This window comes from Rhodococcus sp. O3 (genome assembly GCF_048897285.1).
Classification (GTDB): Bacteria; Actinomycetota; Actinomycetes; order Mycobacteriales; family Mycobacteriaceae; genus Rhodococcus.
The window spans coordinates 22,291-40,174 of the sequence record NZ_JBMBTE010000008.1 but is presented as its reverse complement, the minus strand read 5'-3'; the positions used below and the strand labels follow the sequence as shown (position 1 = coordinate 40,174).

At 67.7% G+C, this 17,884-nt stretch carries 19 protein-coding genes; 9 read left to right on the top strand and 10 right to left on the bottom strand.

From position 1 onward, the window contains the following. Window positions 1–139: 139 nt before the first annotated feature. Window positions 140–937: a putative protein N(5)-glutamine methyltransferase gene (locus tag ACN675_RS04585; protein ID WP_420749732.1), complete on the bottom strand. Its 798-nt coding sequence runs from the start codon at window positions 935–937 to the stop codon at window positions 140–142. A 210-nt stretch (window positions 938–1,147) separates the two neighbouring features. Between ACN675_RS04585 and ACN675_RS04580 the strand changes: the two genes are divergently transcribed. From ACN675_RS04580 to ACN675_RS04565, 4 genes are all read left to right on the top strand, one after another. Beyond that, window positions 1,148–3,193, top strand: coding sequence for an MMPL family transporter (locus tag ACN675_RS04580; protein ID WP_420749778.1), 2,046 nt, complete (start codon window positions 1,148–1,150; stop codon window positions 3,191–3,193). Window positions 3,194–3,269: 76 nt separating this feature from the next. Next, entirely contained in the window at window positions 3,270–4,475 is a 1,206-nt protein-coding gene (locus ACN675_RS04575; RefSeq protein WP_420749731.1) for a PP2C family protein-serine/threonine phosphatase, read from the top strand. Then, window positions 4,448–6,094: a sensor histidine kinase gene (locus tag ACN675_RS04570; RefSeq protein WP_420749730.1), complete on the top strand. Its 1,647-nt coding sequence runs from the start codon at window positions 4,448–4,450 to the stop codon at window positions 6,092–6,094. The genes ACN675_RS04575 and ACN675_RS04570 overlap by 28 nt, the downstream gene beginning before the upstream one ends. Further along, the gene (locus ACN675_RS04565; RefSeq protein WP_420749729.1) at window positions 6,091–6,531 is read left to right on the top strand and encodes a response regulator; all 441 of its coding nucleotides are present in this window, start codon (window positions 6,091–6,093) and stop codon (window positions 6,529–6,531) included. The genes ACN675_RS04570 and ACN675_RS04565 overlap by 4 nt, the downstream gene beginning before the upstream one ends. Before the next feature lie 33 nt (window positions 6,532–6,564). On the opposite strand, the gene ACN675_RS04560 is transcribed toward ACN675_RS04565, so the two are convergent. From ACN675_RS04560 to ACN675_RS04535, 6 genes are all read right to left on the bottom strand, one after another. Beyond that, on the bottom strand, window positions 6,565–8,046 hold the full coding sequence (locus ACN675_RS04560; protein WP_420749728.1) for an alpha,alpha-trehalose-phosphate synthase (UDP-forming): 1,482 nt from the start codon (window positions 8,044–8,046) through the stop codon (window positions 6,565–6,567). 17 nt (window positions 8,047–8,063) lie between these two features. Continuing rightward, on the bottom strand, window positions 8,064–8,882 hold the full coding sequence (locus ACN675_RS04555; protein ID WP_420749727.1) for a SigB/SigF/SigG family RNA polymerase sigma factor: 819 nt from the start codon (window positions 8,880–8,882) through the stop codon (window positions 8,064–8,066). Continuing rightward, window positions 8,879–9,322 carry an anti-sigma factor gene (locus ACN675_RS04550; protein ID WP_420749726.1) on the bottom strand — a complete coding sequence of 148 codons (444 nt, stop codon included), beginning with the start codon at window positions 9,320–9,322 and terminating at the stop codon, window positions 8,879–8,881. The genes ACN675_RS04555 and ACN675_RS04550 overlap by 4 nt, the downstream gene beginning before the upstream one ends. Next, complete coding sequence (locus tag ACN675_RS04545; protein ID WP_420749725.1) at window positions 9,319–9,810, bottom strand: ATP-binding protein; 492 nt, start codon at window positions 9,808–9,810, stop codon at window positions 9,319–9,321. The genes ACN675_RS04550 and ACN675_RS04545 overlap by 4 nt, the downstream gene beginning before the upstream one ends. Further along, window positions 9,807–10,166: an anti-sigma factor antagonist gene (locus tag ACN675_RS04540; protein ID WP_420749724.1), complete on the bottom strand. Its 360-nt coding sequence runs from the start codon at window positions 10,164–10,166 to the stop codon at window positions 9,807–9,809. The genes ACN675_RS04545 and ACN675_RS04540 overlap by 4 nt, the downstream gene beginning before the upstream one ends. 768 nt (window positions 10,167–10,934) lie before the next feature. Next, window positions 10,935–11,354, bottom strand: a complete 420-nt coding sequence (locus tag ACN675_RS04535; protein ID WP_420749723.1) for an Hsp20/alpha crystallin family protein — start codon at window positions 11,352–11,354, stop codon at window positions 10,935–10,937. Between the two features lie 146 nt (window positions 11,355–11,500). Between ACN675_RS04535 and ACN675_RS04530 the strand changes: the two genes are divergently transcribed. Then, on the top strand, window positions 11,501–11,875 hold the full coding sequence (locus ACN675_RS04530; protein ID WP_420749722.1) for a MerR family transcriptional regulator: 375 nt from the start codon (window positions 11,501–11,503) through the stop codon (window positions 11,873–11,875). Here the strand turns inward: ACN675_RS04530 and ACN675_RS04525 are convergent. Genes ACN675_RS04525 through ACN675_RS04515 form a run of 3 tightly spaced genes read right to left on the bottom strand, consistent with a single transcriptional unit; the run spans window position 11,856 to window position 13,178 of the window. Next, entirely contained in the window at window positions 11,856–12,302 is a 447-nt protein-coding gene (locus ACN675_RS04525; protein WP_420749721.1) for a hypothetical protein, read from the bottom strand. The genes ACN675_RS04530 and ACN675_RS04525 overlap by 20 nt on opposite strands. Window positions 12,303–12,354: 52 nt before the next feature. Next, window positions 12,355–12,777: an ATP-binding protein gene (locus ACN675_RS04520; RefSeq protein WP_420749720.1), complete on the bottom strand. Its 423-nt coding sequence runs from the start codon at window positions 12,775–12,777 to the stop codon at window positions 12,355–12,357. A 20-nt stretch (window positions 12,778–12,797) separates the two neighbouring features. Continuing rightward, a complete protein-coding gene (locus ACN675_RS04515; RefSeq protein WP_420749719.1) occupies window positions 12,798–13,178 on the bottom strand; it encodes an anti-sigma factor antagonist in 381 nt (126 codons plus the stop codon). Window positions 13,179–13,379: 201 nt separating this feature from the next. Here ACN675_RS04515 and ACN675_RS04510 point away from each other — a divergent pair, with 201 nt between their 5' ends. The 4 genes from ACN675_RS04510 (at window position 13,380) to lysX (ending at window position 17,864) form a co-directional block, all read left to right on the top strand. Then, window positions 13,380–13,691: a WhiB family transcriptional regulator gene (locus tag ACN675_RS04510; protein ID WP_420749718.1), complete on the top strand. Its 312-nt coding sequence runs from the start codon at window positions 13,380–13,382 to the stop codon at window positions 13,689–13,691. A gap of 118 nt (window positions 13,692–13,809) precedes the next feature. Then, window positions 13,810–14,055: a hypothetical protein gene (locus ACN675_RS04505; RefSeq protein WP_420749717.1), complete on the top strand. Its 246-nt coding sequence runs from the start codon at window positions 13,810–13,812 to the stop codon at window positions 14,053–14,055. Between the two features lie 108 nt (window positions 14,056–14,163). Further along, window positions 14,164–14,433 (top strand): GlsB/YeaQ/YmgE family stress response membrane protein, encoded by a 270-nt coding sequence (locus tag ACN675_RS04500; RefSeq protein WP_420749716.1) that lies wholly within the window; start codon window positions 14,164–14,166, stop codon window positions 14,431–14,433. A gap of 116 nt (window positions 14,434–14,549) precedes the next feature. Continuing rightward, complete coding sequence (lysX, locus tag ACN675_RS04495; protein ID WP_420749715.1) at window positions 14,550–17,864, top strand: bifunctional lysylphosphatidylglycerol synthetase/lysine--tRNA ligase LysX; 3,315 nt, start codon at window positions 14,550–14,552, stop codon at window positions 17,862–17,864. Window positions 17,865–17,884 lie beyond the last annotated feature (20 nt).

The window sequence follows — 17,884 nt, the reverse complement described above, 5'->3', positions numbered from 1 at the left end:
TCCGCCGCGTCGGGCGAATTACCCAACTCCCGGACCGGCGCATGGGTAGATCATCCGGCCACAGCTACCGGCGCGCCGGGAAGACAGCAGCGCGCGGCATGCATCGCGCTCCTGTCTCGGCCGTCGGTGGCTGCGCGCGCTACGACGGACGGGTACCGACGACGACGGTGGCGTCGTGCTCCTCCGAAACCCGGACTGTCGCAGCGAGACCGGCTTCGGTGAAGATCGCGATCGCCGTGTCCGTCTGGGATTCCCCGATCTCCATCAGCAGCCTCCCGCCCGGCGCGAGCCAACCGGGGGCCTCGGCCGCCAGCCGACGGTGCACGTCCAGTCCGTCGCCGCCCCCGTCCAACGCGACCCGCGGTTCGTGCAACCGCGCCTCGGGCGGCATGAACGCGACCGCGTGCGACGGCACATAGGGCGCGTTCGCCACGAGCACGTCCACGCGCCGCGCGATCGACGCGGGTAGCGGCGCGCACAGGTCGCCGGTGAACACGCGGCCGCCGAACCGCTCGATGTTGCGGCGGGCGCACCGCACGGCGATCGGATCGACGTCGACGGCGTACAGCTCTACCCCCGCGACCGAGTGAGCCAGCACCGCCCCGACCGCACCCGAACCGCAGCACGTGTCGACGACGACGTCGCCGGGCATCAGCTTCTCGGCCGCGCAGCGGGTGAGGAACTCGGTGCGGCGCCGCGGCACGAACACCCCCGGCTCGACCACGATGCGCAGTCCGCAGAACTCGGCCCAGCCCAGGACGTGCTCGAGCGGCATGCCGTCGATGCGTCGCCCGACCAGTTGGGACAGTTCCTCCGGGCTTCGGGCCGCGACGGCGAGCAGGTCCGCTTCCTCCTCGGCGAACACGCACCCGGCCGCGCGCAACCGGGCGATCAGGTCGGTGCGGGACCGGTCCGGGGACGACGGTGTGGCGGCCACGCCACACCCTAACGCGGTTCATGTCCCGAAAAGGGAGCCCGGCGACACCCATCCGCGGCCGGATTCGCTCCGAATGCCCCTCGTCCACGCGGGCACGGCAGGATAGTTCACACGGCGAAGGGCCACCGACTTCAGGAGGAACGCTTGACGACCACGACGACACCACCGAAGCGCCCGACGAGGCGACTCCGCTGGTTGCTACCCGCACTGCTGTTGCTCGTGTGGCTCGCGATCGCCGGGGGCGGCGGTCCGTTCGCCGGGAAGCTCAGCGAGGTCGCGCAGAACGGCAACAGCGCGTTCCTGCCCGCATCGGCCGAATCGACCCGAGCGGATCAGCTGTATGCGGAGTTCACGTCCACGAACGCGGTACCCGCCATCGTCGTCGCCGAACGCGAATCCGGGATCACCCCCGACGACCTGGCGTTTCTCGCCGCCGAGTCGGTGGGTCCGCCCCCGATTCCGTCCCAGGACGGTCAGGCCGCCCAGCTGATAGTCCCGGTCGATGCAGAGAGTGACATCGGTGACGTGGTCGAGGAACTGCGCGACCGATTGGCCTCCCCACCGGACGGGCTGACCGTGCACGTCACCGGCCCGGCCGGGCAGATCGCCGACCTGTCCGCTGCGTTCGCCGGAATCGACGGGATTCTGCTGCTCGTCGCGGGTGGCGTGGTGCTGCTGATCCTGTTCGTGGTCTACCGCAGCCCGATCCTGCCGTTCGTCGTGATCATCTCGGCGGTGTTCGCGCTCGCTCTGGCCAGCCTCGCGGTATACATGCTCGCGGACGCCGGCACGATCGCCCTCAACGGGCAGAGTCAGGGCATCCTGTTCATCCTCGTGTTCGGTGCCGCCACCGACTACGCCCTGCTGCTGGTCGCGCGCTACCGCGAGGAACTGCGTGCGGTGGAGGACAAGTACGAGGCGATGCGCACCGCGTGGCGGTCGACGCTCGAGCCGATCGCCGCGTCCGCCGCGACGGTCATCGCGGGTGTGCTGTGCCTGCTGCTGTCGGATCTGAACTCGAACCGCGGTCTCGGACCGGTCGCCGCGATCGGTATCGCCGCCTCGTTCGTCGCGTCGATGACGTTCCTGCCCGCCGCGTTGGTGCTGCTCGGCCGATCCGCGTTCTGGCCGTCCCGCCCGAAGGCCGATCCCCAGGCCGACCGCGGTGATCTCGCGTCGGCGCACCGGTTCTGGAATTCGATCGCGCAGAAGGTCGGTGCCAACCCGCGGCCGATCTGGATGGTGTGCAGCGTCGTCCTCGTCGGGTTCGCGTTGCTGCTGCCGCAGTTCAAGGCCAGCGGCATCGCATCGTCGGATCTGTTTCTGCTCCAGACCGATTCGTCGTCCGGTCAGGAGATCCTCGGCGAACACTTCGATGCCGGTAGCGGTTCGCCCACGGTGATCGTCGCCCGCGAAGGCGCACTCGAGGCGGTCACCTCGGCCGCTCGCGTCGAAGGCGTCACCACCGTCACCCCGCTGGCCGGCCCCGACGGTGCCCCGACGGTCGTCGACGGCCGGATCGCGGTGCAGGCCACACTCTCCGATCCCGCCGATTCGCTGGAGGCCGAGGACACCGTCGAACGCATCCGCGACGCCGTGCACGCCGTTCCGGAGGCGGAGGCCCTCGTCGGCGGTACCACCGCCGTCGATCTCGACACCAAGGACACCGCGACCCGTGACCGCACCGTCATCATCCCGGTGGTCACGGCGGTGGTGCTGCTGATCCTGATCCTGCTGCTGCGGGCCATCGTCGCACCGGTGCTGCTGATGATCACGGTGATCGTTTCGTACGCGGCAACGCTCGGGGTGTCGTCGCTGCTGTTCAACCACGTGCTCGACTTCCCCGGCGCGGACCCGGTCGTGCCGCTGTTCGGGTTCGTGTTCCTCGTCGCACTCGGGATCGACTACAACATCTTCCTCATGACCCGAGTCCGTGAGGAGAGCGCGCGGGTCGGTACCCGGGAGGGCACGCTGCGTGCGCTGACGGTGACCGGTGGCGTCATCACGTCGGCCGGTGTCGTCCTGGCCGCCACGTTCTCGGCGCTCGCGGTGATCCCGCTGCTGTTCCTCGGACAGATCGCCTTCATCGTCGCGTTCGGTGTGCTCCTCGATGCGCTGCTCGTGCGATCGTTGCTGGTACCGGCGCTGACGATCGACATCGGCAAGCGGATCTGGTGGCCCAGCAAGCTCGCGTCGCGGGACGGGGCGGACTCCGGGACGGGAACTCGCGATCCCGAACCGGCCGTCAACGGCTAGATTCGATAAAGGTTCACCATGTCCGCCGGGTCCGGAAGGGCCCGGCGGGCGTCACGCGACGAGCGCAGGAGGACATGTGTTGAACACCGATGGCAGCTTGGGCAGGTCCGAAGCTGCCGTGGTGTCCCTGCTCCTGATCGAGGACGATCCCGGCGACGCTCTGCTCGTCGAGGAGATGGCCTCGGACGCGGTGATCGACTTCGGCATCGTCTGGGCACAGTCGCTCGACGAGGCCCGCACCCGGCTCGGCACAACCCGGCCCGACTGCATCGTGCTGGATCTGAACCTGCCCGACGCCCACGGTCTCGATGCTCTCGAGGCCGTGCTGAAGTACGCGCCCGGTGTGCCGGTGATCGTGATGACGGGCCTCGCCGCGGAACAGGCCGGACTCACCGCGGTCGCCGAGGGCGCCCAGGACTATCTGATCAAGGGTGTCGTCGACGCGGAGCTGCTCACCCGCTCGGTGCGCTACGCGATCGAACGCAAACGGGCCGAACACGCGGCCGCCGCGCTGCAGGCGAGTGAACAACGCTCCCGCGAGAACGCCCGGCTCGAACGCGGTCTGCTTCCGGTTCCGTTGCTGCGCAGCGAAAGTGTGGATGTGGTGACCCGGTACCGGACGGGCCGGGCCGGCGGTCTGCTGGGTGGCGACTTCTACGATGTCGTCGAAACCCGTGACGGCGCCGTCCACGTGCTGATCGGCGACGTCTGCGGCCACGGCGCCGACGAGGCGGCGCTCGGTGTCAACCTGCGAATAGGCTGGCGCACAATGGTTCTCGGCGGTGTCGATGTCGAGACGAAGATGAACACACTGGAACAACTGCTCGTCGCCGAACGCCCGCGGTCGCACATCTTCGCGACCGCGACCAGCGTGGTCCTCTCCGCCGACCGCCGTTCGATCGAGGTGGTGCGTGCCGGGCATCCGGGGATCCTGTTGCGCACCCCGGACGACGTCCAGTGGCTCGAGGTACCCGGCGGACCGGCGCTGGGCCTGCGCAAGCAGAGCGGCACGTGGCGGAAGACCACGATCGAGATCGACGAACGGACCGGACTGGTGCTGTTCACCGACGGACTGTTCGAGGCGAGGATCGACGAACTGGACCGGCTCGGCGAGGACGGCCTGCTCGAGTTCGCCCGCGAACTCGGAAGCGACTGCAGTGGAGAGAAATTCGTAGATTCCTTGATCGCCCGCGTGGAGGCGCTCGCGGCACCGCACGGCGGGCTGAGCGACGATGTCGCGGTCCTGCACGTGCAATGGGCGGACGGAGACGGCCGCTCGTGACGATTCCGACCCCACAGGCCGCCGCGGGCACGAAACTGACGGTGCAGGCCTGGTTCAATCTGATCCTGGCGATCATGACGCTGCTCGTCATCGCCGGCGCCATAGCGGGCGCCGCGGCGCTCGGCGCGAACTCGCGCGTCACCGACGACCTGACGGACCGCCTCATGCCGGCCCGCTCGGCCGCCTATCAGCTGCAGAGTGCACTGGTGAATCAGGAGACCGGCGTGCGCGGCTACGCCCTCACCGCGGACGACACCTTCCTCGCCCCCTATCGGGACGGCCTGCAGATCGAGCAGCAGTCCGAGAACCGGATCCGGGAACTGCTCGAGGACCGGGCCGACCTGCTCGCCGATCTCGACGCCCTCGAACGGACCGCACAGGAATGGCAGTCCACCTTCGCGGAACCTCTGCTCGCCACTCCGGCGCCCGATCCGGCGTTCTACGAGCGCGGCCGGGACCTGTTCGACGAGGTCCGCGCGAGTTTCGACCAGCAGAACCGGCACCTGGCCGAGGCGGTGGACGACGCGCGGGCGCAGATCGATCGCGCGCGCACGATGCGCAACGTCGTGTACGCGGCCCTGGCCATCGTGCTGGTGGTCGCGGCAGGCATCTTCGCCGTGCTCGTGCGCGTTGCGGTCACCGAGCCGCTGGCGCGGCTGGCCGCGTCCTCACGCCGGGTCGCGCAGGGCGAATTCGAGCATCGGGTCGACGCCGGCCGCGGGCCCGCCGACATCCGATCCCTCGCGACCGACATCGAGGGAATGCGCCGCCGCATCGTCACCGAACTCGACGTCGTCCGTGATCGTCAGCGGCAGCTCGAGGAGCAGACCCGCCAGCTCGATGCGACCGCGGAGGAGTTGCGTCGATCCAACGCGGATCTCGAGCAGTTCGCCTACGTCGCGTCCCACGACCTGCAGGAGCCGCTGCGTAAGGTCGCCTCGTTCTGCCAGTTGCTCGAGAAACGCTACGGCGATGTACTCGACGACCGCGGCCGGCAATACATCGATTTCGCCGTCGACGGCGCGCGCCGGATGCAAGCACTGATCAACGACCTGCTGGCGTTCTCCCGGGTCGGCCGCGTCGGTGACGGATTCGTGCGACTCCCCCTGGACCGCCCGCTCGACAAGGCGCTGGCGAACCTCACCGCTGTTGTCGAGGACACCGGCGCGCGGATCGAGCGGCCCGAGCGGCTGCCGGAGGTCGACGGGGACCCGACCCTGCTGTCGATGCTCTGGCAGAACCTGATCGGCAACGCGCTCAAGTTCAGCCGCCCCGATACTGAACCGCGGGTTGTCATCACCGTGGATCAGGACGGCAACATGTGGCGGATATGTGTGCAGGACAACGGAATCGGTATCCCCGAAGAATTCGCCGAGAAGATCTTCGTCATCTTCCAGCGACTGCACGCCCGCGAGGAGTACTCGGGGACCGGGATCGGGCTGTCCCTGTGCAAGAAGATCGTCGAGTACCACGGTGGTGAGATCCGGCTCGACCCGAGTTCCGGAACCGGCGCCCGCTTCTGTTTCACCCTTCCGGTCGCCCGGCCGGTCGCCGAGAACCCACCCACCGATGACGCGCAGCCCGTCGCTGCCACACCGACCGAAGGAACGAACCCATGAACCCCGTAGGCCACGCCATCGACGTCCTGCTCGTCGAGGACGACCCGGGAGACATCCTGATGACCCAGGAGGCCTTCGAATTCAACAAGGTCGGTAACACGCTGCACGTCGTGCGCGACGGGGAACAGGCGCTCGATTTCCTGTACCGCAGAGGCGAATACGCCGACGCCGTCCGTCCCGATCTGATCCTGCTCGATCTGAATCTGCCCAAGTACGACGGCCGCCAGGTCCTCGAGAAGATCAAGTCCGACCCGGACCTGGCGGACATCCCGGTCGTCATCCTCACCACGTCCGGTGCCGAGGAAGACATCGTGAGGAGTTACAAGCTCCACGCCAACGCCTACGTCACGAAGCCGGTCGATCTGGACCAGTTCATCGCGGCGGTGCGGCAGATCGACAACTTCTTCGTCCAGGTCGTGCGCCTGCCCCGGCACTGACGCGACGTCACGGTCCCGGTGATCGCCGGACCGTCAGTCACCGGAGCGGCGCAGGGCGTCGAGGAACCTTGCCGCCCACCGATGGACGTCGTTCTCGACCACCTGCTCGTGCATCGCGGCCATCCGTTCCTCGCGCGCGGCCGGGTCGGCGTCGAGCGCCTCGACGATGACGTCCTCGACCATGTCGAGGTCGTGCGGATTGACCAGGTACGCCTGGTGCAGTTCGTGTGCCGCCCCGGTGAATTCGCTCAGCACGAGCGCGCCGGTGTGGTCAGGATGACAGGCCACGTATTCCTTTGCGACGAGGTTCATTCCGTCCCGCAGCGGGGTGACGAGCATGAGGTCCGCAGCTACGAACAGGGCGATCAGCTCCTCGCGGTCGACGGGCTGGTAGAGATAGTGCACCGGGGGACGGTGCAGCTGTCCGTGCTCACCGTTGATCCGGCCCACTTGCAGCTCGACCGCGTCGCGCATCAGTGCGTACTGCTCCACCTGCTCCCGGCTGGGGGTGGCGAGCTGGATCATCACCTGCTTCGCCGGATCGAGCCGACCGTCGTCGTAGAGCTCGCCGATCGCCTGCAGGCGCAGATCGATGCCCTTCGTGTAGTCCAGGCGGTCCACCCCCAGCATAAGGTGCTCGGGGTCCCCGAGTTCCTCCCGGATCTCGGCGGCCCGGGCACGGATCTTCTCGCTGCGTGCCTGCTCCACGAGTTCCGCGGAGTCGATGGAGATGGGGAATGCGCCCACCCGCACGGTCCGGTCGCCGCACTCCACGCTGCCCACACCGTCGCGGATCGGCTGGGTCTCGAGACCGAGCAGACGGTGCGCGAGCGCCAGGAAGTTCTCCGCGCCGCCGGGCAGATGGAATCCGACCAGATCGGCGCCGAGCATCCCCTGCAGCACGCCGACCCGCCACGGCAACTGCGCGAAGAGCTCGGACGGTGGGAACGGAATGTGCAGGAAGAAACCGATCTTGAGGTCCGGCCGCAGCTCCCGGAGCATCGCCGGCACCAGTTGGAGCTGGTAGTCGTGCACCCATACCGTGGCTCCAGGTGCGGCCGCGCGCGCCGTGGCTTCGGCGAATCGGAGGTTCACCTCCCGATAGGTGCCCCACCAGCTGCGGTCGAAGGTCGGTTTGACCACGACGTCGTGGTACAGCGGCCACAGCGTGCTGTTCGAGAATCGGTGGTAGTAGCCCTCGACCTCGTCCTTGCTCAGGTGGATCGGATACATCCGCAGCCCGTCGAGGACGAACGGCTCGATCTCGCCTTTCGAGGCACCGGGCCATCCCACCCAGGTTCCGTTCCGACTCCGGAGAACCGGTTCGAGGGCCGTCACGAGGCCGCCGGGGCTGCGCCGCCACGCTCTCGAACCGTCGGGCTGCTCCTCCAGGTCCACCGGAAGACGGTTGGCCACCACGACGAAGTCCGATTCGTCGCGGTGCGAGTCAGCGGTCACGACAGCCTCCGTGAGAGCAGCATTCTTCGGTGACGGGGGTACCCCGGCCCGGCACATCCGAACCGGACGGTCGCCTACTCCTCGGACAGCCGGGACCGCATGTCCGCCAGGGTCCTGGCCAGCAACCGGGAGACGTGCACCTGGGAGACACCGATCTCCCGCGCGATCTCCGACTGGCTCTTCTCCTCGAAGAACCGCAGCATCAGGATGTGCCGCTCGCGCTCCGGGACGCGCTCGAGCAGCGGCTTCAGGAGGAGATAGCGCTCGGACTTCGCGAGCTGCTCGTCCTCCTCGCCGAGCGTGTCCGCCAGCGTCGCACCCGAACCGTCGTCGGACAGATCGAGGGGCGTGTCCAGGGAGGCGGGCTGATATGCACTGCGGGCGGCGAGCGCCTCGATGACCTCGCCGGTATCGGCACCGATCTCGGCCGCGATCTCCGCTGCCGTCGGTGACCGGCCCAGCCGCTGCGAGAGGTCGTCGGTGACCTTGTTGATGGACACGGTCAGGTCCTTGAGCCGCCGCGGTACGCGCGTGGACCAGGCGTGGTCACGGAAGTAGCGACGGATCTCGCCCATGACGGTGGGGACCGCGTACGCGGCGAAACCGCGTCCCTTCTCGGCGTCGAACCGGTCGATCGCGTGGAGCAACCCCACATAGGCGACCTGGTTCAGATCGTCGATGTCCTCACCGCGGCCGGCGAATCGCTGAGCGATGTTCTGCGCCAGCGGCATCGCGGCCGTGACGATCTTCTCGTGAAGGGCGGTGGCCTCGGCGGAACCGGGGGTGCATCCACGCAGGGCGACGAACAGCTCCGCGAGTTCCACTTCGTCGATTCTTCGGGTGTTCGCCGGACCGGCTCCGGCAGAGGGAGAATCGATTTCGGCAAGCGTCATGTCGGCATCCCGATGCTCAACTTCACCGTCGATTCCGCGGTTTCCCCGTTCGGCGCAGGGGTTTCGCTCGCAGACACGGTGTCCGCGAGCAATTCCACGATCCGCCAGTCGAGGCTGTCGGGTTCCGGTCGCCAGGATCGCACGGTCGTCGCGGTGACCTCGATGTCGAACACCTCGCGACCCCCGTGGAATCGGCAGGTGATCTCGGTCGCCGGTGCGGCCGCGTCGATGAGGAGCGTGCAGATCTGGTCGACCGCCAGCTTGAGATCGGAGACCTGATCGAGGGTGCACCCGCTGTGCATCGCCACCACCTCGGTGAGCATGCGGATGACGGGCAGCTGGGCGTGCAGCGCGGGCACCGACAATGTCGTCGGAATCGCGGCGCCGCCCGGCTCCGGTTCGGGTGCGGACGGCATCGGACGAGATGCGGTCTGTGTCAAGGTTCTACCTGCTGTTCTGACTCGGGCAGGGAAGTGCGGTCCGTCCCGTAGTTCCACTGCAGATGAATTCGGGTTCCTTCGTCGCCCGTTTCGACGCGGGCGCTGTCGCTGCAGGCGTGCATCAGGCGTATGCCCCGACCGCGACGCGTACGACTGTTGTCGGCTTCCGGTTTCCACGTCCCCCGATCGACGATCGAGACCGTCAGAACGCCCTCCGGACGATCGACCGCATGCAGATCGTAGGTGCCCGGCTCTCCCGGCGGGTAGGCGTGCTCGGCGACGTTGGCCAGCGCCTCGTAGGTCGCCAGGAGCATGTCGCCGGTCGTGTCCGCGGGGAGGCCGATCTCGCGGGCGAACTGTGCCAACCGGTGCCGGATCGGGGCGAGCGCGGTCAGGTCGGCGGGAAGCCTGTCGAGGCAGAGGCATCGATCACCGCCGCCGGTGTGAACCGACGCCGGTGGTGGAGCCTGTCGTCCCTGGTGGCTCATACGGTCGATAAGGCAGCTTCGACGGTCGGGAAGATCTCCAGAGCCTCGGCCAGCCCCACCAGGACCATCGGCCGCGCGGTCGCCGGACCGTCGGCGACGATCAGGAACCGGGATCTGCCCTCGAGTTCGTCGGCTGTGCGCATGAGCACCGCGAGCCCGGCCGACGAGAGGAACTGGACATCCAGCAGGTCGGCCACCAGTGTGGACGTGCCGCACAGCGCGGCCAACTCGGTCAGTTTCCGTTCGAACGCCGGGGCGGTGACGACATCGATCTCGCCGGCCGCGTGCAGCACGGCGACACCCTCGGTGAAGTCGACATCGAGCCTCAACTGCGAGCCCGGTGTGATTTCGGGCAAGTCGCCAGTTGCTACCTTTTCGGGATCCGCTACGCCCACGAGATCGCCCCTCCTGCTCGCTCCGTGCGCGCCCGCGCACCCGCTTCCGGACCGTGACCGCGGAAGTACGAGATCCCGTACAGCGCGTACATGCTTTTCACCACCGACTTCCGAGCGGTCTTCCACGGCGCCTTCCCCTGCCTCGTCTGCATCGTTCGCCTCCCTTCTGTGCCACAGGAACGCCCCCTGATACCCCCATTCCGGGCCACTTATTCCTCCTTTTTCGGAAATTTCCGTTTTCCTCGCTCCGGGCCCCGTCCGCACGGTGGCGCTCCGGCAGAAAAATCGGGTGGACCCGGAGACACGATGTCGTCCGGGCCCACCCGTGGGAGGAGAGGCAAGACGAATGAGGTACGCATTGGCCGGCGACTGGCATCACCTCACTCTCGGTCGAGCCGATACCGGCGCTCCTCTTCGGGGCTGGGCCTTCGTACGGGCCGAAGGCCGTCACCCCTCCGGAGGGCTCCGCTGGGTGGGTGGTATCCCCCTCGGTCGTCTGCCCTGCAGGACGGGGGGATACCGCAATCCGGTTTCCCCGTCGCGATCCCGCAGCGCGGTGGACACTCTCATGGATCGTTCCGGCGGTGCCGGGATCTCTCGGTCGAAGGTCTCGATCTCGCCGAGCAACCCGGAAAGATCCAGGTCGGGCACGAGCAACCGGTTGTCGAGCGATGACAGATCAGGAACTGCAACGGTCGTCATCGGATCTCCCGAAGCAACCGGGGGCGATCAGGCGCTGATCGCCTGGCGCTCGCTGTCCCGCGCGATCTCGATCTTGCGGGGCTTCGCCTGCTCGGCCACCGGGATCGCCAGTCGCAGCACGCCGTTACGATATTCCGCACGAATCCGGTCGGTGTCGAGATTCTCCCCGAGGAACAGCTGCCGGCTGAAGACACCGCGCGTGCGTTCCGCGGCGATCATGGTTCGTCCCTCATCCAGCTCGGGACGCGACGCCCGCACGGTGACCACGTTGCGTTCGACGTCGAGATCGAGGGAGTCCGCGTCGATACCCGGCAGATCGAACTCCACGAAGAATTCGTCACCTTCCCGCCAAGCATCCATCGGCATGACCGCCGGGCGTGCCGGCGTACCGAATACCTGCTGGGTCAGGCGGTCCAGCTCGCGGAAGGGATCGGTGCGCATCAACATGGTCGCCACCTCCGGTTCACTCCATTCTCACTTGAAGGAACTCAGATAACCTATGTCATCTGACATAGATATTATGTACCACCGAAGATAGAAGAGCGCAAGGGATGGCATCAGGTAATCTGACAGTTCGATCAGAAAGGGATGTCATGAACTCGGATCGACGCGACCACCTGCCCGGTTCGTCCCAGGCGGTGTATGCAATCTCGGTCGCGGCCGAGTTGGCCGGAGTGGGAGTCCAGACCCTGCGGCTGTACGAACAGCACGGTCTGCTCACCCCGGCCCGCAGCGCCGGCGGCACCCGCCGCTACAGCGGGGACGACCTCGCCCGGCTGGAACGGATCGTCGCGCTGGTCGCCCAGGGCATCAACCTCGCCGGCATCTCCCGCATTCTCGAGCTCGAAGACACGAACACCGCGCTCACGGCAGAACGCGACCGCCTCCGGGCGCGTCAGGAAGCGGACATGACCGGAGACGGCCGCGCGGCCGAGGCAAAAGCGAAGGTCAGGGACAGGCAGGCGTGACCAGGTCGTAGATCTGCTCGGCCTGCTCGGGCGTCGGCTGGACGTCGTTGTTGGCGGCCAGCGTCATGATCTGCTGTGTGACCTGCTGCTCGTCGGCACCGCTCGCCAGATCGTTGCACGAGGTGATCACGATGTTCTCGATGCTGGCGTCGTCCCGGTTCTCCGACAGGTCCGAGTAGCCCGTGCGGAACGCGACGACGAAGGCGCTCAGCTTGGCCTGGTCGAACGCGCCCAGCTCGTCCGTGGACGTCACCGTGGTCTCGTCGGCGGTGGTCTCGCCGGCAGTGGTCTCCTCCTCCGTGGGGGTCTGCATTTCGACGGAATTGTCGGTGGTGACCGATGCGGAGTCGGAGTCGTCGTCGCCGCAGGCGGCCAGTGACAGTACGGCTCCGGATGCGACCAGTGCAGCAGCGATGATCTTCTTCATGGGCCCTCCTCGAGTCGAGATTATGTGAACTCGTACCCCGACGCCGCCCGTCTCAACCGCCCCGCGTCGGCCTGTAGTGCCACTGCATCCGGATCTGCGTTCCCCCGTCTCCACGGTCGACCCGCACGGACTCACTGAGGGCGTTGATCAGCCGGAGTCCCTGACCGCGCCTCGTCACGCTGTTGTCGGCCTCCGGCTTCCAGGACCCTCGATCGACGACGGTGACGGTGAGCGCCGCGTCCTCGTCACTGTGTTCGACGACGAGATCGAACGTGCCCGGGTCGCCGGGCGAATAGGCATGTTCGACGATGTTCGCCAGCGCCTCGTAGGTGGCGAGCAGGACATCGCCGGTGGTGTCCGGCGGCAACCCGATCACCCGCGCGAATTCCGCGAGTTGCCGCCGCACCGTCGCGAGCACGTGTGGGTCGGCGCGTTCGCCTTCGATCACCAGGTGCCGATCCGCCGTAGCCGCCACGACCCGCCTTTCGCACTCGTTCATACCGTCGTCAGTGCCGCTTCCACCGTCGGGAATATCTCGAGAGTCTCGGCCATGCCCACGAGCGTCATCGGCCGCGCGGTCGCCGGGCCGGTAGCGGCGATCAGGAACCGGGAACGGCCTTCGAGTTCGTCGGCTGTGCGCATCAGCACGGCCAGACCCGCGGAGGACAGGAACCGGACGCCGAGCAGGTCGACCACCAGTACCGAGGTATCGGACGCGGAGGTACCGGACAGAGAGGCCAACTCGGCGAGTTTCTGCTCGAACGCCGGCGCGGTGACGATGTCGATCTCCCCACTCACGTGCAGCACGACCACACTGTCCGTGACCTCCACGGCGAGTCCGAGATGCGATTCGGGTGCAACATCCGGGTATTCCATTCGCTGAAGGCTACACGTGATCATCGCCGTTTACCCCGCTCGCGGCCGTTCCACACATCGAAATTCGACGACGGGCCCGTACCCCTGTTTCTGCACTTCAAACCTATTTTTCGAGCTTGACATGCCGACGGCGAGTGCCCTACAAGTAATCACCTGTTCGAAAGCGAATTTCGATTTCCCCATCGAGCCGGAGGTATGGAAATGGCCGAGAACACCGGTCGCAGCAAGCGAATCGGACAGTATCGAAATCCCCGTCTGCGACCCGTCGAAAGCGAGTGGGAATGGCAGCTGCGCGCGGCCTGCCGCGGCACGGACTCGGCAGTGTTCTTCGCCCCTACCGGCGAGTCCCGCCGTGAGCGCCGCCGCCGCGAGATCGCCGCGAAGACCGTGTGCATCAGCTGCCCGGTGCGAGTGGCCTGCCTGAAACACGCACTCGCCGTCCGGGAACCGCACGGCGTGTGGGGAGGACTGTCCGAGACGGAACGTCAGGCACTGCGCCCGGCCTCCGCCTGAATTCGAACGCATCGGCCTTCCCGCAGGTATCGATCCGTCACGAAACGGGCATCCCTCCGGTCATACAGCAGGTACGCCCCCGATGGCGCACACGAGCGCCGTGCATGAGAGGACGACTATGCACGCCGAAATCGCCGGACGCCCGATCACCTCACGCGGGAACGATGTCGAAGCCCGCCCGGACGGATCCCCCACCCGCCTCGCAGATCACCCCATTGGCTTCTCGGGTTCACTCGCTCTCGCCGGGATCGGCGTGACGGGAATCCCGGCCGCCGTCCTCACCCACTCGGCGCCCCTCGGCGCCCTGGTCGCGCTCGCCACCGCCGGATGCATCCTCACCGCGTCGGTGATGATCGGCGGTTGACCACCATCCGAATGAAACTCGAAATATATTGCATCACAAGGTATATCGACGCTTCGGCCGGGGAATCCCCGACGCGACACCGATAACGGAAAAAGGAGACTCGACGCTATGTTGTCAATGAGCATCATCGCCTGGATCATCATCGGCGGCCTGGCCGGCTGGATCGGTTCGAAACTGATGGGTACCGACGCCCAGCAGGGCATCCTGCTCAACATCGTCGTCGGCATCGTCGGCGGCCTGCTCGGGGGCTGGATCTTCAGCCTCCTCGGCGCCGACGTCGAGAGCGGCGGCTGGTTGTTCAGCTTCGTCACCTGCCTGGTCGGTGCGTGCATCCTCCTGTTCCTCGTCAAGCTCGTGACCGGCCGCAGCCGGGTCTGACCACCGGAACTCCATCACCCCCGGGGTGGGCGTCGTGGCGACGCCCACCCCGGCACATGCGCCCGAATCCTCTGGTTTCACAGCCCACTTCCGGCAGCGCGGCTAACGTCGTGATCATGCCTGCGGATGTCACCGTCCCACCGGCCGTCTCCACGCGACTGCCCGCCGCGACCACCGGGGGGCGACTCGCTTCTGTCCCACACGTAACCGGAACGGTCCTGGGCGTCTTCGCCGTACTGGTGGCCCTGTGGTCGATCTCGCCGACCCTGCGCTACTGGATCCACGTGCCGCGCGAGTACATCGACACCTACTACTTCGATGCACCGGACACCAGCCTCTCGTACGCACTGGTCGTCGGTCTGCTCGCGGCGGCTCTGGCCGGACGAAAACGCATCGCCTGGTGGATCCTGACCGTCTACCTCATCGCCTTCACGATCGACAACGCCGTGGTCGCGGTGACCGAACGCAACCCGAACGCAGCCGTCGCGCTCGTCGTGCATCTCGCCGTCGTCGGAATCCTCATCGCCGCATACCCGCAGTTCTACACGCGGGTCCGGCGCGGAGCGGTGTGGAAGGCACTCGCGGTGCTCGTCGGCGGACTCGCACTCGGGACCCTGATCGGCTGGGGTCTGGTCGAACTGTTCCCCGGCTCGCTGCCGGGCGACGAACGACTGCTGTGGGCGTTCAACCGCGTGACCGCGCTGACGATCCTCGACAACGACCAGTTCAGCGGTCGCCCAAACGGTTTCGTCAACACCCTGCTGGGCCTGCTCGGTGCGCTGGCGCTGCTGGCGGCGGTCGTCGTCCTGTTCCGCTCGCAACGCGCGGAGAACGCGCTCACCGGCAGCGACGAATCCGCGATCCGCGGTCTGCTCGACCGCGACGGCGACGATTCGCTCGGCTACTTCGCGACCCGCCGGGACAAGGCCGTGGTGTTCGCCCCGAGCGGGAAGGCCGCCGTCACCTATCGCGTCGAGGTCGGGGTGTGCCTGGCCAGCGGTGACCCCATCGGCAACCCCGAGGCCTGGCCGCACGCGATCGACGAGTGGCTCGCGCTGGCCCGCGGCTACGGCTGGGCACCGGCGGTGATGGGAGCGAGCCGAGCCGGCGCGACGGCGTACAACCGGGCCGGGCTGTCGGTGCTCGAACTCGGCGACGAAGCGATCCTGCACACTTCGGAGTTCACGCTCTCCGGCAGGGAGATGCGGCCCGTCCGCCAGGCCGTCAGCCGCGCGCGGAAACAGGGCGTGGCGGTACGAATCCGGCGGCACCGCGATCTGACGGACGACGAGATGGCCGAGGTGATCCGGCTGGCGGACGAGTGGCGCGACACCGAGACCGAACGCGGCTTCTCCATGGCGCTCGGCCGGCTCGGTGATCCCCTCGACGGCAACTGCCTGCTCGTCGAGGCGCACATCCACGGCGAGACCGTCGGGCTGCTGTCGCTCGTGCCGTGGGGCACCGACGGCATCTCGCTGGACCTGATGCGGCGCAGCCCGTCCGCCCCGAACGGCGTGGTGGAGCTGATGGTGTCGGAACTGGCCACCCACGGCAACGAATTCGGTGTCACCCGAATCTCGTTGAACTTCGCGGTGTTCCGGTCGGTGTTCGAGGAGGGGTCGCGGATCGGGGCGGGCCCGATCCTGCGCCTGTGGCGGTCGATCCTGCTGTTCTTCTCCCGCTGGTGGCAGCTCGAGGCCCTGTACCGCTCCAACCTGAAATACCGTCCGCAGTGGGCGCCCCGGTACCTGTGCTTCCGGGAGAACCGTGAGCTGCCCCGTGTGGGCATCGCCTCCGCGATCGCCGAGGGTTTCCTCACCGTCCCCAGCTTCCGGCGGCAGAAGGCCGTGCACCACACCGGCACCCACGACCACGCCCCGGCCGCGCTCGCCGAATCCGGGACGCTGCACGACGACGGCAGTGCCCCCACCACTGCTGCCGCCGTCGCCGCTCCCCCCGTCGCCGCCGCGCCCGTCGGGCCCCGCCGCCCCGAGCAGGTCCGGGTGCGGATGGCGAAACTCGCACCGCTGGCCGACGCGGGCATCGATCCGTATCCGGTGGCCGTACGTCCCACCCACACCGCGGTCACCGCCCACGACGCACCCGCCGGGACGGCGGTCCGCGTCGCGGGCCGGCTGCTGCGGATCCGCGACTTCGGCGGGGTGCTGTTCGCGGTGCTGCGGGACTGGTCCGGCGACGTCCAGCTCCTCGTCGACCGCGGCGCCGTCGGCGGCCGCAGGTTCAGGTTCGACCTCGGCGACCTCGTCGAGGTCAGCGGGACGATGGGACGCAGCCGCAACGGAGACGTCGCGCTGCTCGTCGACGACTGGCGCCTCGACGGCAAGTGCCTGCATCCGCTGCCCGACAAGTGGCGCGGGCTCGTCGACCCCGAGGCTCGGGTGCGGCAACGCTACGTCGACCTCGCGATCAATCCGGGTGCGCGGCGGCTGCTGACCGCGCGCAGCGCCGTCGTGCGGTCCCTGCGCGACCAACTCGCTGCGCGCGGATACCTGGAAGTGGAGACCCCGATCCTGCAGTCGGTGCACGGAGGTGCCAACGCCGCGCCGTTCGTCACCCACATCAACGCCTACGACCTGGACCTGTATCTCCGGATCGCCCCGGAGCTGTATCTCAAGCGGCTGTGCGTCGCGGGCATGGAGAAGGTCTTCGAAATCGGCCGGGTGTTCCGCAACGAGGGCGCGGATTTCAAGCACAATCCCGAGTTCACGATCCTCGAGGCGTACGAGGCGCACAGCGACTACGAGCAGATGCGGGTGATGGCACGCGAGCTCGTCCAGCATGCCGCGGTCGCGGCGCACGGTCGCGAGATCCTGGTCCGGCCCGGTCCGGACGGGAAGCCGGTGGAGATCGACATCTCCGGAGAGTGGCCGGTGAAGACCTTCCACGGGGCGATCTCGGAGGCGCTCGGCGTCGACATCGACGCGAGCACACCGGTGGAGGAACTGCGACGGCTGTGCGACAACCGCGAGATCCCCTACAACCCGGCGTGGGACGCCGGCGCCACCGCGCAGGAGATGTACGAGCATCTCGTCGAGTCCCGCACCGAATTCCCGACGTTCTACACCGACTTCCCGACGTCGGTCTCGCCGCTGACCCGGCCGCACCCGACGAAGTCGGGCGTAGCCGCGAAATGGGATCTCGTCGCGTGGGGCATCGAACTGGGCACCGCCTACAGCGAGCTGACGGACCCGATCGATCAGCGGGCCCGGCTCACCGAGCAGTCACTGCTCGCGGCGGGTGGTGACGAGGAGGCCATGGAACTGGACGAGGACTTCCTCCAGGCACTCGAGCACGCGATGCCCCCGACCGGCGGACTGGGCATGGGCGTGGACCGCATCGTCATGCTCATCACCGGCGGCAGCATCCGCGAATCGCTGGCCTTCCCGCTCGCCAAACCCCGCGGACGGTGATCGCCGGGTTTCACGTGAAA

Bases quoted from the DNA above. Each gene is read 5' to 3' on its own strand.
- ACN675_RS04565 (WP_420749729.1), top strand. From the start codon at position 6,091: ATGAACCCCGTAGGCCACGCCATCGACGTCCTGCTCGTCGAGGACGAC.
- ACN675_RS04510 (WP_420749718.1), top strand. From the start codon at position 13,380: ATGGCCGAGAACACCGGTCGCAGCAAGCGAATCGGACAGTATCGAAAT.
- lysX (WP_420749715.1), top strand. From the start codon at position 14,550: ATGCCTGCGGATGTCACCGTCCCACCGGCCGTCTCCACGCGACTGCCC.
- ACN675_RS04505 (WP_420749717.1), top strand. From the start codon at position 13,810: ATGCACGCCGAAATCGCCGGACGCCCGATCACCTCACGCGGGAACGAT.
- ACN675_RS04500 (WP_420749716.1), top strand. From the start codon at position 14,164: ATGTTGTCAATGAGCATCATCGCCTGGATCATCATCGGCGGCCTGGCC.
- ACN675_RS04535 (WP_420749723.1), bottom strand. From the start codon at position 11,354: ATGTTGATGCGCACCGATCCCTTCCGCGAGCTGGACCGCCTGACCCAG.
- ACN675_RS04530 (WP_420749722.1), top strand. From the start codon at position 11,501: ATGAACTCGGATCGACGCGACCACCTGCCCGGTTCGTCCCAGGCGGTG.
- ACN675_RS04570 (WP_420749730.1), top strand. From the start codon at position 4,448: ATGGGCGGACGGAGACGGCCGCTCGTGACGATTCCGACCCCACAGGCC.
- ACN675_RS04560 (WP_420749728.1), bottom strand. From the start codon at position 8,046: ATGTGCCGGGCCGGGGTACCCCCGTCACCGAAGAATGCTGCTCTCACG.
- ACN675_RS04555 (WP_420749727.1), bottom strand. From the start codon at position 8,882: ATGACGCTTGCCGAAATCGATTCTCCCTCTGCCGGAGCCGGTCCGGCG.
- ACN675_RS04515 (WP_420749719.1), bottom strand. From the start codon at position 13,178: ATGGAATACCCGGATGTTGCACCCGAATCGCATCTCGGACTCGCCGTG.
- ACN675_RS04545 (WP_420749725.1), bottom strand. From the start codon at position 9,810: ATGAGCCACCAGGGACGACAGGCTCCACCACCGGCGTCGGTTCACACC.
- ACN675_RS04525 (WP_420749721.1), bottom strand. From the start codon at position 12,302: ATGAAGAAGATCATCGCTGCTGCACTGGTCGCATCCGGAGCCGTACTG.